Source organism: Streptomyces sp. NPDC044033, from assembly GCF_056434425.1.
In genome coordinates, this window is record NZ_JBWKFF010000010.1 from 231,199 (window position 1) to 249,359 (window position 18,161).

At 71.7% G+C, this 18,161-nt stretch carries 15 protein-coding genes; 12 read left to right on the forward strand and 3 right to left on the reverse strand.

The window, feature by feature from the left end:
- Nucleotides 1–168: 168 nt before the first annotated feature.
- From AC07AB_RS19940 to AC07AB_RS19970, 7 genes are all read left to right on the forward strand, one after another.
- Nucleotides 169–2,103: an acyl-CoA dehydrogenase family protein gene (locus AC07AB_RS19940; protein WP_478568411.1), complete on the forward strand. Its 1,935-nt coding sequence runs from the start codon at nucleotides 169–171 to the stop codon at nucleotides 2,101–2,103.
- A gap of 154 nt (nucleotides 2,104–2,257) precedes the next feature.
- Complete coding sequence (dxr, locus tag AC07AB_RS19945) at nucleotides 2,258–3,538, forward strand: 1-deoxy-D-xylulose-5-phosphate reductoisomerase (RefSeq protein WP_478568414.1); 1,281 nt, start codon at nucleotides 2,258–2,260, stop codon at nucleotides 3,536–3,538.
- Nucleotides 3,535–4,836 (forward strand): M50 family metallopeptidase, encoded by a 1,302-nt coding sequence (locus AC07AB_RS19950; protein ID WP_478568417.1) that lies wholly within the window; start codon nucleotides 3,535–3,537, stop codon nucleotides 4,834–4,836. The genes dxr and AC07AB_RS19950 overlap by 4 nt, the downstream gene beginning before the upstream one ends.
- Nucleotides 4,837–5,052: 216 nt before the next feature.
- Nucleotides 5,053–6,207: a flavodoxin-dependent (E)-4-hydroxy-3-methylbut-2-enyl-diphosphate synthase gene (ispG, locus tag AC07AB_RS19955; RefSeq protein ID WP_478568420.1), complete on the forward strand. Its 1,155-nt coding sequence runs from the start codon at nucleotides 5,053–5,055 to the stop codon at nucleotides 6,205–6,207.
- Nucleotides 6,208–6,487: 280 nt separating this feature from the next.
- Nucleotides 6,488–7,333, forward strand: coding sequence for a GNAT family N-acetyltransferase (locus tag AC07AB_RS19960; protein WP_478568423.1), 846 nt, complete (start codon nucleotides 6,488–6,490; stop codon nucleotides 7,331–7,333).
- Nucleotides 7,334–7,440: 107 nt separating this feature from the next.
- Nucleotides 7,441–7,974, forward strand: a complete 534-nt coding sequence (locus AC07AB_RS19965) for a GNAT family N-acetyltransferase (protein WP_478568426.1) — start codon at nucleotides 7,441–7,443, stop codon at nucleotides 7,972–7,974.
- A 99-nt stretch (nucleotides 7,975–8,073) separates the two neighbouring features.
- Nucleotides 8,074–9,774, forward strand: coding sequence for a proline--tRNA ligase (locus AC07AB_RS19970; RefSeq protein WP_478568429.1), 1,701 nt, complete (start codon nucleotides 8,074–8,076; stop codon nucleotides 9,772–9,774).
- Nucleotides 9,775–10,044: 270 nt separating this feature from the next.
- Here the strand turns inward: AC07AB_RS19970 and AC07AB_RS19975 are convergent, their stop codons facing one another.
- The 3 genes from AC07AB_RS19975 to AC07AB_RS19985 form a co-directional block, all read right to left on the reverse strand.
- Entirely contained in the window at nucleotides 10,045–10,977 is a 933-nt protein-coding gene (locus tag AC07AB_RS19975) for an aminoglycoside phosphotransferase family protein (protein WP_478568432.1), read from the reverse strand.
- A gap of 72 nt (nucleotides 10,978–11,049) precedes the next feature.
- Entirely contained in the window at nucleotides 11,050–11,589 is a 540-nt protein-coding gene (locus AC07AB_RS19980) for a ferritin-like domain-containing protein (protein ID WP_478568435.1), read from the reverse strand.
- 1 nt (nucleotide 11,590) lies between these two features.
- Nucleotides 11,591–12,154 carry a hypothetical protein gene (locus tag AC07AB_RS19985; protein ID WP_478568438.1) on the reverse strand — a complete coding sequence of 188 codons (564 nt, stop codon included), beginning with the start codon at nucleotides 12,152–12,154 and terminating at the stop codon, nucleotides 11,591–11,593.
- Between the two features lie 170 nt (nucleotides 12,155–12,324).
- Here AC07AB_RS19985 and rimP point away from each other — a divergent pair, with 170 nt between their 5' ends.
- From rimP to AC07AB_RS20010, 5 genes are all read left to right on the forward strand, one after another.
- A complete protein-coding gene (rimP, locus tag AC07AB_RS19990; protein ID WP_478568441.1) occupies nucleotides 12,325–12,912 on the forward strand; it encodes a ribosome maturation factor RimP in 588 nt (195 codons plus the stop codon).
- A gap of 2 nt (nucleotides 12,913–12,914) precedes the next feature.
- Nucleotides 12,915–13,970 carry a transcription termination factor NusA gene (nusA, locus tag AC07AB_RS19995; protein ID WP_478568444.1) on the forward strand — a complete coding sequence of 352 codons (1,056 nt, stop codon included), beginning with the start codon at nucleotides 12,915–12,917 and terminating at the stop codon, nucleotides 13,968–13,970.
- A gap of 102 nt (nucleotides 13,971–14,072) precedes the next feature.
- On the forward strand, nucleotides 14,073–14,360 hold the full coding sequence (locus AC07AB_RS20000; protein WP_478568447.1) for a YlxR family protein: 288 nt from the start codon (nucleotides 14,073–14,075) through the stop codon (nucleotides 14,358–14,360).
- 148 nt (nucleotides 14,361–14,508) lie between these two features.
- The gene (infB, locus tag AC07AB_RS20005) at nucleotides 14,509–17,694 is read left to right on the forward strand and encodes a translation initiation factor IF-2 (protein ID WP_478568450.1); all 3,186 of its coding nucleotides are present in this window, start codon (nucleotides 14,509–14,511) and stop codon (nucleotides 17,692–17,694) included.
- Between the two features lie 138 nt (nucleotides 17,695–17,832).
- A complete protein-coding gene (locus tag AC07AB_RS20010) occupies nucleotides 17,833–18,135 on the forward strand; it encodes a DUF503 domain-containing protein (protein WP_478568453.1) in 303 nt (100 codons plus the stop codon).
- Nucleotides 18,136–18,161 lie beyond the last annotated feature (26 nt).

Consider the following 18,161-nt stretch of genomic DNA (forward strand, 5'->3'; position numbering starts at 1 on the left):
CCCACGCGGGCCGGCCGGATCGCCCGCGCGCCCGGCACGGCTCGACACGGACCCGCGCGCGTTGTGCGCGGGGACTGGTAGAGCCCGTACGGATCGGGTACATACGGACGAGTAGCACCGGTCGGTAGCCGATCGGTACAACCCGACGCCGCGGCGAGGTGAGCCCTCATGACCGCACCATCCGTACGACCCGTGAGCGAACGCGAGGCACGACAGGTCGCCGAGGCCGCCCGCGAACAGGACTGGCGCAAGCCCAGCTTCGCCAAGGAGCTGTTCCTCGGCCGCTTCCGGCTCGACCTCATCCACCCCCACCCGATGCCCGACCCGGAGGCCGTGGACCGCGGCGAGGAATTCCTCACCAAGCTCCACGCCTTCTGCGAGACGGAGATCGACGGCGCCCGCATCGAGCGCGAAGCGAAGATCCCGGACGAGACGATCGACGGGCTCAAGGAGCTCGGCGCGCTCGGGATGAAGATCGATACGAAGTACGGCGGACTCGGCCTCACCCAGGTGTACTACAACAAGGCCCTGGCCCTGGTCGGCTCCGCCAACCCCGCCCTCGGCGCGCTGCTCTCCGCCCATCAGTCCATCGGCGTACCCCAGCCGCTGAAGATCTTCGGCACCCAGGAGCAGAAGGACACCTTCCTGCCCCGCTGCGCCCGTACGGACATCTCCGCGTTCCTGCTCACCGAGCCGGACGTCGGCTCGGACCCGGCCCGGCTCGCGACGGCCGCCGTGCCCGACGGGGACGCGTACATCCTCGACGGCGTCAAGCTCTGGACGACCAACGGCGTCGTCGCCGACCTCCTCGTCGTGATGGCCCGCGTGCCCAAGTCCGAGGGGCACAAGGGCGGCATCACCGCCTTCGTCGTCGAGGCCGCCGCCGAGGGCGTCACCGTCGAGCGGCGCAACGCCTTCATGGGGCTGCGCGGCATAGAGAACGGCGTGACCCGCTTCCACCGGGTCCGGGTCCCGGCCGCCCACCGCATCGGACCGGAGGGCGCCGGCCTGAAGATCGCGCTCACCACGCTCAACACCGGCCGCCTCTCGCTGCCCGCCATGTGCGTCGGCGCGGGCAAATGGGCCCTGAAGATCGCCCGCGAGTGGTCGGTGGCGCGCGAGCAGTGGGGCAAGCCGATCGCCGAGCACGAGGCCGTCGGCGCCAAGATCTCCTTCATCGCCGCCACCACCTTCGCCCTCGAAGCCGTCGTGGACCTCTCCTCGCAGATGGCCGACGAGAACCGCAACGACATCCGGATCGAGGCCGCCCTGGCCAAGCTGTACGGCTCCGAGATGGGCTGCCTGATCGCCGACGAACTCGTCCAGATCCGCGGCGGCCGCGGCTACGAGACCGCCGCCTCGCTCGCCGCCCGCGGCGAACGCGCCGTGCCCGCCGAACAGATCCTGCGCGACCTGCGCATCAACCGGATCTTCGAGGGCTCCACCGAGATCATGCACCTGCTCATCGCCCGCGAGGCCGTCGACGCCCACCTCTCGGTCGCCGGCGACCTCATCGACCCCGACACCTCGCTGACGGACAAGGGCCGGGCCGCCGCCAAGGCCGGCGCCTTCTACGCCCGCTGGCTGCCCAAACTCGTCGCCGGACCCGGGCAGCTCCCGAACTCCTACGCCGAGTTCGCCCCGCCCGGCCACCGCGACCTCAGCGGCCATCTGCGCTACACCGAGCGCGCGGCCCGCAGGCTCGCCCGTTCCACCTTCTACGCCATGTCCCGCTGGCAGGGCCGGATGGAGACCAAACAGGGCTTCCTCGGCCGCGTCGTCGACATCGGCGCCGAACTCTTCGCGATGAGCGCCGCGTGCGTACGGGCCGAGATGCTGCGCACCCAGGGCGACCACGGAGCCGAGGCGTACCAACTCGCCGACGCCTTCTGCCACCAGTCCCGGATCCGCGTCGACGAGCTCTTCGGCCGGCTGTGGACCAACACCGACGACCTCGACCGCAAGGTCGTCTCGGGGGTCATGTCCGGTACGTACGCATGGCTGGAGAGCGGTGTCATCGACCCGAGCGGCGACGGCCCCTGGATCGCCGACGCCACCCCGGGCCCGGCCAGGACCGACAACCTGCACCGGCCGATCCGCTGACGGTCCGGGCACCGGCACCGGCACCGGGACCAGTACCGGCACCAGTACCGGCACCGGCCGCGCGCCCGCGCACGGCCGGTGCCGGGGGGACGCGAGATCACCGTTCCGGGGGACGCGGTGCCACCCCCGGAACGGATGCGGCAACAATGGGGGGATGACGGACTCCCTCGCTGACCCGCATCTCCGATTCGCCCCGGCCGACGCCCTGTGTGAAAGCCCGAGCGGTCCCCGCTCCATCGTCATCCTCGGCTCGACCGGTTCGATCGGCACGCAGGCCATCGATGTCGTCCTCCGCAACCCCGACCGCTTCCGCGTGACCGCCCTGTCGGCCGCCGGCGGCCGGGTGGAGCTCCTCGCCGAGCAGGCGCACCGGCTCCGGGTGAGCGCCGTGGCCGTCGCCCAGGCGGACAAGGCGGCCGAGCTGCGCGAGGCGCTCGCCGCGCGGTACGGCGGCGAGCCGCTGCCCGAGATCCTGGCGGGGCCGGAAGCGGCCACCGAACTGGCCCGCACCGAGTGCCACTCCGTCCTCAACGGCATCACCGGCTCCATCGGCCTCGCGCCCACCCTGGCCGCCCTCGAAGCGGGCCGGATCCTCATTCTCGCCAACAAGGAGTCGCTGATCGCCGGCGGCCCGCTGGTCAAGGCCGCCGCCCGGCCCGGCCAGATCGTGCCCGTCGACTCCGAGCACTCCGCGCTCTTCCAGGCGCTGCTCGGCGGCGCGCCCCGCGAGGTCCGCAAGCTCGTCGTCACCGCCTCCGGCGGCCCCTTCCGCGGCCGCACGAAGGACCAGCTCACCGCCGTCACCCGGGAGCAGGCGCTCGCCCACCCCACCTGGGACATGGGCCCCGTCGTCACGATCAACTCCGCGACCCTCGTCAACAAGGGGCTGGAGGTCATCGAGGCGCATCTGCTGTTCGACGTCCCCTTCGACCGCATCGAGGTCGTGGTCCATCCGCAGTCCTACATCCACTCGATGGTGGAGTTCACGGACGGCTCGACGCTCGCCCAGGCCAGCCCGCCCGACATGCGGATGCCCATCGCGCTGGGCATGGGCTGGCCGGACCGGGTCCCCGACGCCGCGCCCGGGGTGGACTGGACCAAGGCCCACACCTGGGAGTTCCTCCCGCTCGACACCGAGGCGTTCCCCTCCGTCGGCCTGGCCTGCCACGTCGGCGCGCTGGGCGGCACCGCGCCCGCCGTCTTCAACGCGGCCAACGAGGAGTGCGTCGCCGCCTTCCTCGCCGGCCGGCTGCCGTTCACAGGGATTGTCGATACCGTCGCCGAAGTGGTTTCGGAACACGGAAATCCCATTTCGGGAACCCGCCTCTCGGTCGCGGACGTCCTGCAGGCTGAGACCTGGGCACGCTCCCGGGCCCGTGAACTGGCCGCCCGTACCGCTCGTACAGCGCACGCAACCTCGGAGGCTCGCGCATGACAACACTGATGACCATCCTGGGGATAGTCGTCTTCGTGGTGGGCCTGCTCTTCTCGATCGCGTGGCACGAGCTGGGCCACCTCTCGACCGCGAAGCTCTTCGGGATCCGGGTGCCGCAGTACATGGTGGGCTTCGGGCCCACGATCTTCTCGCGGAAGAAGGGCGACACCGAGTACGGGGTGAAGGCGATCCCGCTCGGCGGCTACATCCGCATGATCGGGATGTTCCCGCCCGGCGAGGACGGCAGGATCACGGCGCGCTCCACCTCCCCGTGGCGCGGCATGATCGAGGACGCCCGTTCGGCGGCCTTCGAGGAGCTGGAGCCGGGCGACGAGTCGCGGCTCTTCTACACGCGCAAGCCGTGGAAGCGCGTGATCGTGATGTTCGCCGGGCCGTTCATGAACCTGGTGCTGGCCGTCGCGATCTTCCTCGGCGTGATGATGACGTTCGGCATCAACACCCAGACCACCCAGGTCTCCTCGGTCTCCGAGTGCGTGGTGACGGCCAAGGCCAAGACCGACAAGTGCCCGGCCGGAGCCAAGCCGTCGCCGGCCAAGGCCGCCGGTCTCCAGCCGCAGGACAAGGTCGTCGCCTTCAACGGGCACAAGATCGACGACTGGGAGACGCTCCAGAACGACATCCGCAAGACCACCGGCACCGCGGCGATCACCGTCGAGCGCGACGGGCAGCGCAAGGAGCTGCACGCCGACCTCATCCCCAACCAGGTGCAGAAGTACGACGGCAAGGGCAAGCCCGTCATCGGCCAGTACGTCACGGCCGGCTTCCTCGGCTTCAGCCCCGCGCCGGGCATCGTCCAGCAGTCCTTCGGACAGTCCGCGGACCGGATGGGCGACATGGTCGCCTCCGGCGTCGAATCGCTGATCAACCTGCCCGGGAAGATCCCGGACCTGTGGGACGCGGCCTTCGACGGCGGTCAGCGCAAGGCCGACTCCCCGATGGGCGTCGTGGGCGCCGCCCGCGTCGGCGGCGAGGTCTTCAACCTCAACATTCCGCCGTCCCAGCAGATCGCGACGATGCTCTTCCTGGTCGCCGGGTTCAACCTGTCGCTCTTCCTCTTCAACATGCTCCCGCTGCTCCCGCTGGACGGCGGGCACATCGCGGGCGCGCTGTGGGAGTCCGTGCGCCGCGCCTTCGCCCGGGTCTTCCGCCGCCCCGACCCGGGCCCCTTCGACGTCGCGAAGCTGATGCCGGTCGCCTACGTGGTCGCGGGCGTCTTCATCTGCTTCACGCTGCTGGTCCTCGTCGCCGACGTCGTCAACCCGGTGCGGCTCACCTAGCGCGTCGACCGTACGGCCGCACCGATCGAAAGTGCGGCGAAAGACCCGATTGCGGCGGCCGGACGCGCTATGTGTCCGGCCGTCTACGTTTGGGTGGACAACGTTCGAGTGGACAACGGGGAGGGATGTGCTTCCCACTGATCCCGTGCCGTAATCTCGAACACCGGAGCCCGCCGAACTCGGGTCCTTGATCCACACCATGGGGTTGCTCGCAAGATGACTGCGATTTCACTTGGAATGCCGTCCGTACCGATCAAGCTCGCCGACCGCCGGGTCAGCCGCAAGATCCAGGTCGGGTCCGTGGCCGTCGGAGGCGACGCGCCGGTCTCGGTGCAGTCGATGACGACGACGGTGACGGCGGATGTCGGTGCGACGTTGCAGCAGATCGCCGAGTTGACGGCGTCGGGCTGTCAGATTGTGCGGGTGGCGTGTCCGTCGCAGGATGATGCGGATGCGTTGCCGGTGATCGCGCGGAAGTCGAATATTCCGGTGATCGCGGATATTCACTTCCAGCCGAAGTATGTGTTCGCGGCGATCGACGCGGGCTGTGCGGCGGTGCGGGTGAATCCGGGGAACATCCGGCAGTTCGACGACAAGGTGAAGGAGATCGCGCGGGCGGCTTCTGATGCGGGGACGCCGATTCGGATCGGGGTGAACGCGGGGTCGTTGGACAGGCGGCTGCTGCAGAAGTACGGGCGGGCGACGCCGGAGGCGTTGGTGGAGTCGGCGCTGTGGGAGTGCTCGCTGTTCGAGGAGCATGGTTTCCGGGATATCAAGATCTCGGTGAAGCACAACGATCCGGTGGTGATGGTCAACGCGTACCGGTTGCTGGCGGCGCGGTGTGACTATCCGCTGCATCTGGGTGTGACGGAGGCGGGGCCGGCGTTCCAGGGGACGATCAAGTCGGCGGTGGCGTTCGGTGCGCTGTTGAGTGAGGGGATCGGGGACACGATCCGGGTGTCGTTGTCGGCGCCGCCGGTGGAGGAGATCAAGGTCGGTAATCAGATCCTGGAGTCCTTGGGGCTGCGTGAGCGGGGTCTGGAGATCGTGTCGTGTCCGTCGTGCGGCCGGGCGCAGGTGGATGTCTACAAGCTCGCCGAGGAGGTCACGGCGGGGTTGGAGGGCATGGAGGTGCCGTTGCGGGTGGCGGTGATGGGCTGTGTCGTCAATGGTCCGGGTGAGGCGCGTGAGGCGGATCTGGGGGTGGCCTCCGGCAACGGCAAGGGGCAGATCTTCGTGAAGGGCGAGGTCATCAAGACCGTCCCCGAATCGAAGATCGTCGAGACCCTCATCGACGAGGCGATGAAGATCGCCGAGCAGATGGAGAAGGACGGCGTCATGTCCGGCGAGCCCGCGGTCAGCGTCGGCTGAGACCGCTGGGGCCCGCACCGGGGCCCTGCGGCCGCTTCCGGCCGCGTGGCCCGGCAGCCCGCTCTGCACGCCGGTACGGGCCGCACCGTACGTCCCAGGACCGGCCACACGGCCGTACGGGCGCCCGTACGGCCTCCCATGCCCCACGTGCCCCGCGCCCGCCGCGCGGGGCACTGTCGCGTCCGGCCGCGCGCTCGATGCCGCGCCGGACGCGCGAGGTACAGTGCCAAGACCTGATCCCCCATGGCCCGCGGCCCGAACCGGTGAGGCAAACCGACACGTGTTGACGACGACCACCACCAGGGTCCTGGAGCCCGCAGAGCTCGACGCGGCGCTCGCCGTACTGGACCGCGACCCGGTCGCCAACGCCTTCGTCGCCGCACGCGTCCAGGTCGCCGGGCTCGACCCCTGGCGGCTGGGCGGCGAGATGTGGGGCTGGTACATGGACGGCAGGCTGGAGTCCCTGTGCTACGCGGGCGCCAACCTGGTGCCCATCTGCGCCGGCCCCGCCGCCGTACGGGCCTTCGCCGACCGCGCCCGCCGCAGCGGCCGCCGCTGCTCCTCCATCGTGGGCCCCACCGAGGCCGCCGCGGAGCTGTGGTCCCTGCTGGAGCCCAGCTGGGGACCGGCCCGGGAGGTCCGCGCCCACCAGCCGCTCATGGCCGCCGAGGCCATGCCGCCGGACGTCGCCCCCGACCCGCTCGTCCGCCGCGTCCGCAAGGACGAGATGGACGTGATCATGCCGGCCTGCGTGTCGATGTTCACCGAGGAGGTCGGCATCTCCCCGCTGGCGGGCGACGGCGGACTCCTCTACCAGGCGCGCGTCGCCGAACTGGTCAGCGCCGGCCGGTCCTTCGCCCGCGTCGAGGACGGCCGTGTCGTCTTCAAGGCCGAGATCGGCGCGGCCACCCCGCGCGCCTGCCAGATCCAGGGCGTCTGGGTCGCCCCCGAATTCCGCGGCCGCGGCCTGTCCAAGGGCGGCATGGCGGCCGTACTGCGCTACGCCCTGCGCGACGTCTCCCCGGTGGTCAGCCTCTACGTCAACGACTTCAACACCGCGGCCCGCGCCACGTACCGCAGCGTCGGCTTCAGGGAAGTCGGCGCGTTCATGAGCGTGCTGTTCTGAGCCGCCGGCCATGACCGGCCCCGACCGGCCGACGACCGACGGGATCGCCGGGGACGACGGGGCTGCGGGGCGGGACGCGCACGGCGCCGCACCGGTAGCCTCCCCGCATGGATGACATCGTGGTCGGTCCACTCGACCTCGCCGCGCGCGTGGACGACGCGCTCGCCGTGCAGGCGCTCGCCTTCGGGCTCACCGACGACGAGATCGGCGTACGCCGCCAGATCGTGCTGCGGCACCTGCTGAACCCCGGGGCCCGCGCGCTCGGCGCGACCACGGAGAACGGGCGGCTCGTCGGCTTCGTCTACGGCATGCCCAACGACCGCCACCACTGGTGGGCGACGGTCGTCGAACCGTATCTGCGCGGGGAGGGCAACGACGCCTGGCTGGACGACGCCTTCGTCATCACCGAGCTGCACGTACTCCCCTCCTACCAGAAGCGGCGGATCGGCCGGACGCTGATCACCACCATCACGGACAGCGCCGACGAACCGCGCTCGATCCTCTCCGCCATCGACACCGAGAGCCCGGCCCGCGCCCTCTACCGCAAGCTCGGCTACCGCGACCTGGCGCGGCCGGTGCACTTCCCGTCCGCGCCCAGCGCCTACGCGGTGATGGGCGCGCTGCTGCCGCTGCCGAGGTGAACGGCGGTCCGGACAGGGGGCCGGGGGGAACCCATTTCCCGGCTGTCGGTGGCGGCGGCTAATCTCCTGGGAATCCCACTTCGCACGCAGGAGATCACCATGGCCCACGTCCAGCGCATGTCCACGATGATGCTGAAGACATTGCGCGACGACCCGGCCGACGCGGAGACCGCCAGCCACAAGCTGCTGGTCCGCGCCGGTTACGTCCGCCGCACCTCCGCGGGGATCTGGACCTGGCTGCCGCTCGGCAAGAAGGTGCTGGAGAACGTCTCGCGGGTGGTGCGCGAGGAGATGGACGCCATCGGCGGCCAGGAGGTGCTGCTGCCCGCACTGCTGCCCAAGGAGCCGTACGAGACGAGCGGCCGCTACGAGGAGTACGGCGACCTGCTCTTCCGCCTCCAGGACCGCAAGGGCGCCGAATACCTGCTCGGCCCCACCCATGAGGAGATCTTCACCCTCACGGTCAAGGACCAGTGCACGTCCTACAAGGACCTGCCCGTGATCCTCTACCAGATCCAGACGAAGTACCGCGACGAGGCGCGCCCCCGCTCCGGCGTGCTGCGCGGGCGCGAGTTCCAGATGAAGGACTCCTACTCGTTCGACACGACGGACGAGGGGCTGGCCGAGGCGTACCGCCTGCACCGCGAGGCGTACACCCGCATCTTCGCCCGGATCGGCCTCGACTACCGCATCGTCTCCGCCGTCTCCGGCGCGATGGGCGGCTCGGCGTCCGAGGAGTTCCTGGCCCCCGCCGCGGCCGGCGAGGACACCTTCGCGGACTGCCCCGCCTGCGACTACTCCGCCAACACGGAGGCGGTCACCGCGGTCGTACCGCCCGTGGACGAGACCGAGCACGGCCCGGTCGAGGAGCTGGACACCCCCGAGACCCCGACCATCGAGACCCTCGCCGAGCACCTCGGCGTGCCGGCCTCGGCGACTCTCAAGAACCTCCTCGTCAAGGTCGACGGCGAGATCACGGCCGTCGGCGTGCCCGGCGACCGGGAGGTGGACCTCGGCAAGCTGGGCGAGCACCTCGCACCCGCCGTCGTGGAGCTGGTGACGGCCGAGGACTTCGTCGGCCGCCCCGACCTCGTGCGCGGCTACGTCGGCCCGCAGGGGCTGGCCGGCAAGGCGTTCCGCTACCTCGCCGACCCTCGCGTGGCGCCCGGCACCGCCTGGATCACCGGCGCCAACAAGGCGGACGCGCACGCCCGCAATGTGGTGTGCGGCCGGGACTTCGAGGTGGACGAGTACCTCGACGCGGTCGTCGTCGAGGAGGGCGACCCGTGCCCCCGGTGCGGCGCGGGCCTCAAGCTCGACCGGGCGATCGAGATCGGCCACATCTTCCAGCTCGGCCGCAAGTACGCCGAGACCTTCGGGCTCGACGTGCTCGGGCAGCAGGGCAAGCCGGTCCGCGTCACCATGGGCTCGTACGGCATCGGCGTCTCCCGCGCCGTCGCCGCGCTCGCCGAGCAGACCCACGACGGCTCCGGGCTCTGCTGGCCGCGCGAGATCGCCCCGGCCGACGTGCACATCGTCGCGGCGGGCAAGGCCCAGCAGACGGAGCTGGCGCTCGACATCGCGGAGCGGCTGAACGCGGCCGGGACGCGCGTCCTGGTCGACGACCGGGCGGGGGTCTCGCCGGGCGTGAAGTTCACCGACGCCGAGCTGATCGGCGTCCCGACGATAGTGGTCGTCGGGCGTCGGGCGGCCGAGGGCATCGTGGAGCTCAAGGACCGGCGGACGGGGGAGCGGGAGGAGCTTTCGGTGGCGGAGGCCATTGCCCGTGTGACGGGCTGACGGTGTTGTGGCGGGTGCGGGCTGGGGCTGGGGTTCGGTGCCCTGCCCTGGTTCGCCTTGCCCGGGCCCGGGTCCTCAATCGCCGGACGGGCTGAATTCGGGGCTCTGCCCCGGAGCCCCGGTCCTCAATCGCCGGACGGGCTTGAGGGCGGCCGGTGGTCGTCGGGTGCGGGGTGAGGGGGGCGGCCGGTGGTCTTCGGGTGTGGGCTCCGCCCGGGCCCCCGGGCCTGAATCGCCGGACGGGCTTGGGGGCTGCCCGGGGTGTTCGGGTTACAGGAGGCCGGCGAATTCCAGGAGGAGTTCGCCCTGCCGGCGGTGGCCCGAGGACAGTCTTCGCAGGGCCGCTTCTGTGGTGCGGAAGTGGGACCAGCCGCGGACGCGGTCGCGGTCGACGTCCAGGGAGTCGGCCAGCTTGGAGATGCGGCGGCGGACGGCGGAGGCGGCGCCGGAGGAGGCCAGGAGGGTGTCCGAGCGGTCCCGTACGAGCCGGGCCAGGTCGTACGCGCGCTCGCCCACCAGCGGCTTCGGGTCGATCGCCAGCCACGGGACGCGGTCGCCCGCCAGCACGTTCCCCTGGTGGTAGTCGCCGTGCAGCAGCGCGTCGGCGGGCGCGTCCACGACCAGCGTGTCGCGCAGTTCCAGCGCCTCGTCGATGACGGCCTCGGCCTCCGCGGCCCAGGGTTCCGCGCGGTGCTCGCGCACCGCGTCGGCCAGCGCGGCCGTACGGTCGGCGACGGAGACGAAGCGGTGCCCCTCCTCCGGGTTCACCCACAGCCGCTGCAACGTCGCGGCGGCCTCCAGCATGGCCTTCGGGTCCGGCAGCGAACGCAGGCTGACGTCCCCGTGCAGCCGCTCCAGGAGCAGCGCGCCGCCCTCCGGATCGGCGCGCAGCAGCCGCGCCGCGCCCCAGCCGTTCCACTGGGTGAGCGCCGCGTGCTCCAGGGCGGTCTCCCCGTCGACCAGGCCGAGCTTGAGCGCGGCCGGCGTGGCGTCGGACTGCCGCACCAGTACGACCATGCTGGCCCGGCCGCCGGGCCGCTGGACCCGCTCGGGCGTCAGCTCCCAGCGTTCCAGGTAGTGCCGGGCCCGGCCGGGCAGGGCGGCGAGCCAGTCCCGCGCCGCGTCGCCGGACGGGCCCTGGCGGGCGCTCAGGGTGCGTACCAGCCGCTCCGGCGGTTGGAAGCGGTCGTTCGCGTCGGTCATCCCTGGGCTGTCCCTTTCAGACGGGTCGGTCGCGACAATGGCCGGTCGCGGTGCGGTCGGGCGGGGGCGGGCTCACATGGCGTCGGCGCTGCCACTCGCGGCCCCCGGTGCCTCCGGTGTCCCGGCCGGGTCGGCCCGCTCGGCGAGCCCTGGGAAGGCTACGCTCCCGCCCCGCCACCGCACCGCACGCACCGTCGCCTCGCGCATCGCGTCGGCGGCCGTACGGCGCAGTCCGCCGGTGGCGGCCCGTACGAGGTCGGCGTAGACCCCCGTCACCCGCTTCTCCAGCTCGGCCGCGAGCCGCACCGCGGCCTGCGCGTCGGGGACCGGGAAGGGCAGCGCGTACGCGGCGGCCGCCGGCTCGGGCGTGCCGCCGAGGTCGCGTACGGTGCGCCGCATCGCGTCCCGCCGGGCGCGGTGCGCGTCGTACCCCTGACGTGCGTCGGCGACTCGCGCGCTGTCCACGCGCCCGCCGACGACGCCGTAGCCGTACACGGCGGCGTGTTCGGCGGCGAGGGCGGCCTGGGCCGCGGAGAGGGCCTCGCCGCCGGGGCCGCCGGGCCCTCCGGAGCCACTGGAGCCGCCGCTCGGGCGCGGCGTCGCGTCGGCCATGTCAGCTGCCCTCCGTGAGGAGATAGACGTGCGCCGCGCCCGCGGCGGCTACGGAGGCGAGGAGGCGGGCCAGTTCCGGGGGTGCGTCCGCGAGGGCCGCCAGCCGGGCGTCGGCGGTGCGGCGCTCGGCGTCGGCGAGCGCGCCGAGAGCCTCCTTCTCGTCCTTGGGCACGTCCGTACGGGCCGTCGGCGAATTCGAGGGACTTGACGGACTCGATGAAGTGGAGGAGGCGGGCGCGGATGGCGCGGACGATGCCGACGCGCGGTTCTCGCGCGCCCCGAACGCCCTGGCGTGGAGCGCGACTTCGGCGCGCAGCGGCGTCAGCCGTCCCGCGAGACCGGTGTGTGCGGCCAGCGTCGCCTCGTAGCGGTCCAGCAGCGCGGCGGAGTCCCGGGCGGCGCGGGCCCGCAGCCGTTCGCCGGCGGCGGCGCGCTTGTCGCCGTCGGTCTCCCGGCGCTCGGAGCAGCCGGCGAGCAGCGCCGCCGCCCCGAGGGCCGCGGCCCCGGTCAGCACGGTGCGTCTGTGCGGGTCGGCCGGGCCCCGCCTCATCGTCGTGAGCGGCACGTTCCTCTTTCCGCCTGGTTCGGGAATGATCACCGCACGTGAGAGTACCGGCGCGGTGGCGGGGGCCCCGGGAGCGGCCACCGAATCGTCAGTCGGCTGCCGGAACAGCTAGGCTTTGACCTGACACGCGACTTTCCCACAACAGCACACGCGGCCGAGGAGTCACCCGGATGAGCACCACCCAGAGCGAGAGGCTGCGCGAATTGCTGGCACCTCTCGTCAGCGCGCGAGAGCTGGATCTGGAAGAGGTCGAGGTGACGCCGGCCGGGAAGCGGCGCGTTCTCCGTATTGTGGTGGATTCCGACGAGGGCGTGCTGCTGGACACGTGTGCGGAGTTGAGCCGGGCGGCCTCCGAGCTGCTCGACGAGGCGGACGCGATGGGCGGGGCCCCGTACTCCCTGGAAGTCACCTCGCCCGGCGCCGACCGGCCGCTGACCGAGCTGCGCCACTACCGGCGCGCCGTCGGCCGCCTCGTCAAGGCGCAGCTGACCGGGGGCGGCGAACTGATCGCGCGCATCATCTCCGTCGATGACGAGGGTCTCGACGTGGAGGTCCCGGGCGTGAAGGGCCGCAAGCCCACCGCCCGCCGCCTGGAGTTCTCCGAGATCGCCAAGGCCCGGGTCGAGATCGAGTTCAACCGCAAGAACAGCAAGACCAACGACAGCGACAACAGCGACGCCAACGACACGGACGACGCGAACGACACCGTCGACGCGGGCGACGACGACGCGAACGACGAGAGCCAAGAGGAGGCGTAGCCGTGGACATCGACATGAGTGCCCTGCGGGGTCTGGTGCGGGAGAAGGAGATCTCGTTCGACCTGCTGGTCGGGGCGATCGAGTCGGCCCTCCTCATCGCGTACCACCGCACCGAGGGAAGCCGCCGCCGGGCGCGGGTGGAGCTGGACCGCAGCACCGGCCATGTGACGGTGTGGGCGAAGGAGAGCGCCGAGGACCTCACGGACCTGGAGGAGGGGCAGGAGCCCCAGGAGTTCGACGACACCCCCTCCGGCTTCGGCCGGATCGCGGCGTCGACCGCGAAGCAGGTCATCCTCCAGCGGCTGCGCGACGCCGAGGAAGAGATCACGTTCGGCGAGTACGCGGGGCGCGAGGGCGATGTCGTCGCGGGCGTCGTGCAGCAGGGCAGGGACCCGAAGAACGTGCTGGTCGACATCGGCCGGCTGGAGGCCATCCTGCCGGTGCAGGAGCAGGTGCCGGGCGAGGAGTACAAGCACGGCACGCGGCTGCGCACCTACGTCGTACGGGTGGTCAAGGGCGTGCGCGGCCCGTCCGTGACGCTGTCGCGCACCCACCCCAACCTGGTGCGCAAGCTCTTCGCCATGGAGGTCCCGGAGATCGCGGACGGCTCCGTGGAGATCGCGGCCATCGCCCGCGAGGCCGGCCACCGCACGAAGATCGCCGTCCGGTCCACCCGGTCGGGGCTCAACGCCAAGGGCGCCTGCATCGGCCCGATGGGCGGCCGGGTGCGGGCCGTCATGGCCGAACTGCACGGCGAGAAGATCGACATCGTGGACTGGTCGGACGACCCGGCCGAGCTGGTGGCGCACGCGCTGTCCCCGGCCCGGGTCTCCAAGGTCGAGGTCGTGGACCTGGGCGCGCGCTCCGCGCGGGTCACGGTCCCCGACTACCAGCTCTCGCTCGCCATCGGCAAGGAGGGGCAGAACGCCCGCCTCGCCGCCCGCCTCACCGGATGGCGCATCGACATCCGGCCGGACACGGAGCAGCCCGGCGACCGGGACCGTGACCGCGATCAGGACCGGGACCGCGACCGTGACCGTGATCACGACCGGGACTGAGAACGGGCCTGAGCGGCCGGGGCCGGGAACGGCCCCGAACGAATAAGTGCGCGATCAGTAACCCGAAGGGGTTATGTCGTCGCGGGGAGGTAGACTTAAGCAGTGTCTGGTCGGACGCACGCCCGAGCACGCCCAGAGCGAACCTGTGTGGGTTGCCGGGAGCGAACGGCCAAGAGCGAACTGCTGCGCATCGTGGCGGTCGAGGGGGCTTGCACCCCCGATCCTCGCGGTACGCTGCCCGGCCGGGGTGCCTATCTGCACCCCACAGTGGTCTGTTACGACCTGGCGGTCCGCCGCCGGGCGTTTCCCCGGGCCCTCCGCTATCAAGGGGGCCAGGGACCGCTCGACACCGCGCGAGTGCGTGACGCTGTCGAGCAGGCAACACCGTAAGAAGAGAACGGCACGGGAAAGCCGTGCGGTCAGGTACCTCGCGAGTCGGAAGTAGGTCGAGATTGCGATGAGCACTCGATGAGTACGCGATGAGTACGCCCATGAAGTAGCGACGGTCCGGCGTGAACCCGGACCTAAAAGGAGCGAAGTGGCTAAGGTCCGGGTATATGAACTCGCCAAGGAGTTCGGAGTAGAGAGCAAGGTCGTCATGGCCAAGCTCCAAGAACTCGGTGAATTCGTACGTTCGGCGTCCTCGACGATCGAGGCGCCGGTTGTTCGCAAGTTGACTGACGCACTGCAGGGGCCCGGCGGCAACGCCGGCAAGTCCGCTGCCAAGCCCGGGGCGCCCCGCAAGGCGTCCCCCGCCAAGCCCGCCGCGCCCACCCCGGGCCCGTCGGCACGTCCCGCTGACCCGGCGCCCGAGCCGGCCGCGGAGACCCCCGCCAAGCCCGCCGCGACCCAGGGCACCGGCTCCGCGCCGACGCCCGGCCCGCGTCCGGGTCCGAAGCCGGCACCGGCCAAGCCCGCGCCGGTCACCCCGGTGCCCGCCGCGGAGTTCTCCGCGCCGGCCCCGGCCCAGCCCGAGCGGCCTGCCCAGGTCGAGCAGCCGGCTCAGGTCGAGCAGCCGGCCCAGCAGGAGCGCCCCGCTCAGCAGGAGCGCCCCACCTCGTCCGCCCCGCGCCCCGGCGCCACCCCCGGCCCGCGCCCCGCGCGTCCGGCCCCCGGTGGTCAGCAGGGCGGCGGCCAGCGCGACGGCGGCCAGCAGCGCGACGGCGGCCGTCCCGAGCGGAGCCCCCGCCCCGGCGGCCAGAACCAGGGCGGCCCGCGCCCCGGCGGCGCCCGTCCGTCCGGACCGCGTCCGGGCAACAACCCCTTCACGTCCGGTGGTTCCACCGGCATGGCCCGTCCGCAGGCCCCCCGTCCCGGCGGCGCTCCGCGCCCCGGTGGTCAGGGTGGCCCCGGCGGCGCCCCGCGTCCGCAGGGCGGCCCCGGTGGCGCTCCGCGTCCCCAGGGCGGTCAGGGCGGCGCCCGTCCGACTCCGGGCGGCATGCCCCGTCCGCAGGGCGGCGCGCGTCCCGGCCCCGGTTCCGGCGCTCCCGCCGGTAACCGCCCGAACCCTGGCATGATGCCGCAGCGTCCGGCTGCCGGTCCCCGTCCTGGTGGCGGTCCCGGTGGCGGTCGTGGTCCCGGCGCCGGCGGTGCCGGTCGTCCGGGTGGCGGCGGCGGTGCCGGTCGTCCCGGTGGCGGCGGCGGTTTCGCCGGTCGTCCGGGTGGCGGCGGCGGTGCCGGTCGTCCCGGTGGCGGCGGCGGTTTCGCCGGTCGTCCCGGTGGCGGCGGTCCCGGCGGCGGCTTCGGCGGCCGTCCCGGCTTCGGTGGTCGTCCGGGTGGTCCCGGCGCCCGTGGCGGAACGCAGGGCGCCTTCGGCCGCCCCGGCGGTCCGGCGCGTCGCGGCCGTAAGTCGAAGCGGCAGAGGCGCCAGGAGTACGAGGCCATGCAGGCCCCGTCGGTCGGCGGCGTGATGCTGCCGCGCGGCAACGGACAGACCGTCCGCCTGTCGCGTGGTGCCTCCCTCACCGACTTCGCGGAGAAGATCAACGCCAACCCGGCGTCGCTCGTCGCCGTGATGCTCAACCTCGGCGAGATGGTCACCGCGACCCAGTCGGTCACCGACGAGACGCTCCAGCTGCTCGCCGACGAGATGAACTACGTCCTTGAGGTCGTCAGCCCGGAGGAAGAGGACCGCGAGCTCCTGGAGTCCTTCTCCATCGAGTTCGGCGAGAACGAGGGCGGCGAGGAGATGCTCGTCTCCCGCCCGCCGGTCGTGACCGTCATGGGCCACGTCGACCACGGCAAGACCCGACTGCTGGACGCGATCCGCAAGACGAACGTCGTCGCGGGCGAGGCCGGCGGCATCACGCAGCACATCGGTGCGTACCAGGTCGCCACCCAGGTCAACGGCGAGGACCGCGCGATCACCTTCATCGACACCCCGGGCCACGAGGCGTTCACCGCCATGCGTGCCCGCGGTGCGAAGTCGACCGACATCGCGATCCTCGTGGTGGCGGCCAACGACGGTGTGATGCCCCAGACGATCGAGGCGCTGAACCACGCCAAGGCGGCCGACGTGCCGATCGTGGTCGCGGTCAACAAGATCGACGTCGAGGGCGCCGACCCGACCAAGGTGCGCGGTCAGCTCACCGAGTTCGGTCTGGTGGCCGAGGAGTACGGCGGCGACACGATGTTCGTCGACATCTCCGCTCGCAAGGGCGAGAACATCGACAGCCTCCTGGAGGCCGTCGTGCTCACCGCCGACGCCTCGCTCGACCTGCGCGCCAACGCGGAGCAGGCGGCGCAGGGCATCGCGATCGAGGCCCACCTCGACCGCGGCCGCGGCGCCGTGGCCACCGTGCTGGTCCAGCGCGGCACGCTGCGGGTCGGCGAGACGATGGTCGCGGGCGATGCCTACGGCCGCGTCCGGGCGATGCTCGACGACAAGGGCAACAACGTCGAGGAAGCGGGTCCCTCGACCCCCGTCCTGGTCCTGGGTCTCACCAACGTCCCCGGCGCCGGCGACAACTTCCTCGTCGTCGACGAGGACCGTACGGCCCGGCAGATCGCCGAGAAGCGCGCTGCGCGTGAGCGCAACGCCGCCTTCGCCAAGCGCACCCGCCGGGTGTCCCTTGAGGACCTCGACAAGGTGCTCAAGGCCGGCGAGATCCAGCAGCTCAACCTCATCATCAAGGGCGACGCGTCCGGTTCGGTCGAGGCCCTGGAGTCCTCGCTGCTCCAGCTCGATGTGGGCGAGGAGGTCGACATCCGCGTGCTGCACCGCGGCGTGGGTGCGGTCACCGAGTCCGACATCAACCTGGCGTCCGGCTCCGACGCGATCGTCATCGGCTTCAACGTCCGCGCCGAGGGCCGTGCCACTCAGATGGCCGAGCGCGAGGGCGTCGACGTCCGGTACTACTCGGTCATCTACCAGGCGATCGAGGAGATCGAGGCAGCCCTCAAGGGCATGCTCAAGCCGGAGTACGAAGAGGTCGAGCTGGGCACGGCGGAGATCCGCGAGGTCTTCCGCTCGTCCAAGCTGGGCAACATCGCCGGTGTCCTCATCCGCTCCGGCGAGGTCAAGCGCAACACCAAGGCGCGCCTCGTCCGCGACGGGAAGGTCGTCGCGGAGGACCTCAACATCCAGGGTCTGCGCCGCTTCAAGGACGACGTCACCGAGATTCGGGAAGGGTTCGAGGGCGGTATCAACCTCGGCAACTTCAACGACATCAAGATCGACGACGTCATCGCGACGTACGAGATGCGCGAGAAGCCCCGCGGCTGATCGCTGATCGCAAAGTTGCGACCCGGGGCCGGTCGGCGGAGCGTTATTCCGTCGATCGGCCCCGGCCGTTGCGTGTACGGTTCGAAGAGCTTGTACACCAATGCCTCAGGCCCGCCGGGTGGGCTTCACCCGTACCGCATGTATGTGGGGACACTCTCGTTCGACCTCCTCCTGGGCGACGTACGGTCGCTGAAGGAGAAACGCTCCATCGTGCGTCCGATCCTCGCCGAGCTGCGCCGCACGTACGCGGTCAGCGTGGCGGAGGTCGGTGACCAGGATCTTTACCGCAGAGCCGAGATCGGCCTCGCGGTGGTCTCCGGGGACACCGGACATCTCGTGGATGTGCTGGACCGCTGCGAACGCTGGGCCGCCGCCCGTCCCGAGGTGGAGCTGCTGTCCGTGCGACGGCGGATCCACGGCGACGGCGACGGTGACGACTGATGAATGAACCGAAGAAGAAAGAAGTA

Coding starts and splice junctions, on each gene's coding strand:
- AC07AB_RS19940 (WP_478568411.1), top strand. CDS start 169: ATGACCGCACCATCCGTACGACCCGTGAGCGAACGCGAGGCACGACAG.
- dxr (WP_478568414.1), top strand. CDS start 2,258: ATGACGGACTCCCTCGCTGACCCGCATCTCCGATTCGCCCCGGCCGAC.
- AC07AB_RS19950 (WP_478568417.1), top strand. CDS start 3,535: ATGACAACACTGATGACCATCCTGGGGATAGTCGTCTTCGTGGTGGGC.
- ispG (WP_478568420.1), top strand. CDS start 5,053: ATGACTGCGATTTCACTTGGAATGCCGTCCGTACCGATCAAGCTCGCC.
- AC07AB_RS19965 (WP_478568426.1), top strand. CDS start 7,441: ATGGATGACATCGTGGTCGGTCCACTCGACCTCGCCGCGCGCGTGGAC.
- AC07AB_RS19970 (WP_478568429.1), top strand. CDS start 8,074: ATGGCCCACGTCCAGCGCATGTCCACGATGATGCTGAAGACATTGCGC.
- AC07AB_RS19975 (WP_478568432.1), bottom strand. CDS start 10,977: ATGACCGACGCGAACGACCGCTTCCAACCGCCGGAGCGGCTGGTACGC.
- AC07AB_RS19980 (WP_478568435.1), bottom strand. CDS start 11,589: ATGGCCGACGCGACGCCGCGCCCGAGCGGCGGCTCCAGTGGCTCCGGA.
- rimP (WP_478568441.1), top strand. CDS start 12,325: ATGAGCACCACCCAGAGCGAGAGGCTGCGCGAATTGCTGGCACCTCTC.
- AC07AB_RS20010 (WP_478568453.1), top strand. CDS start 17,833: ATGTATGTGGGGACACTCTCGTTCGACCTCCTCCTGGGCGACGTACGG.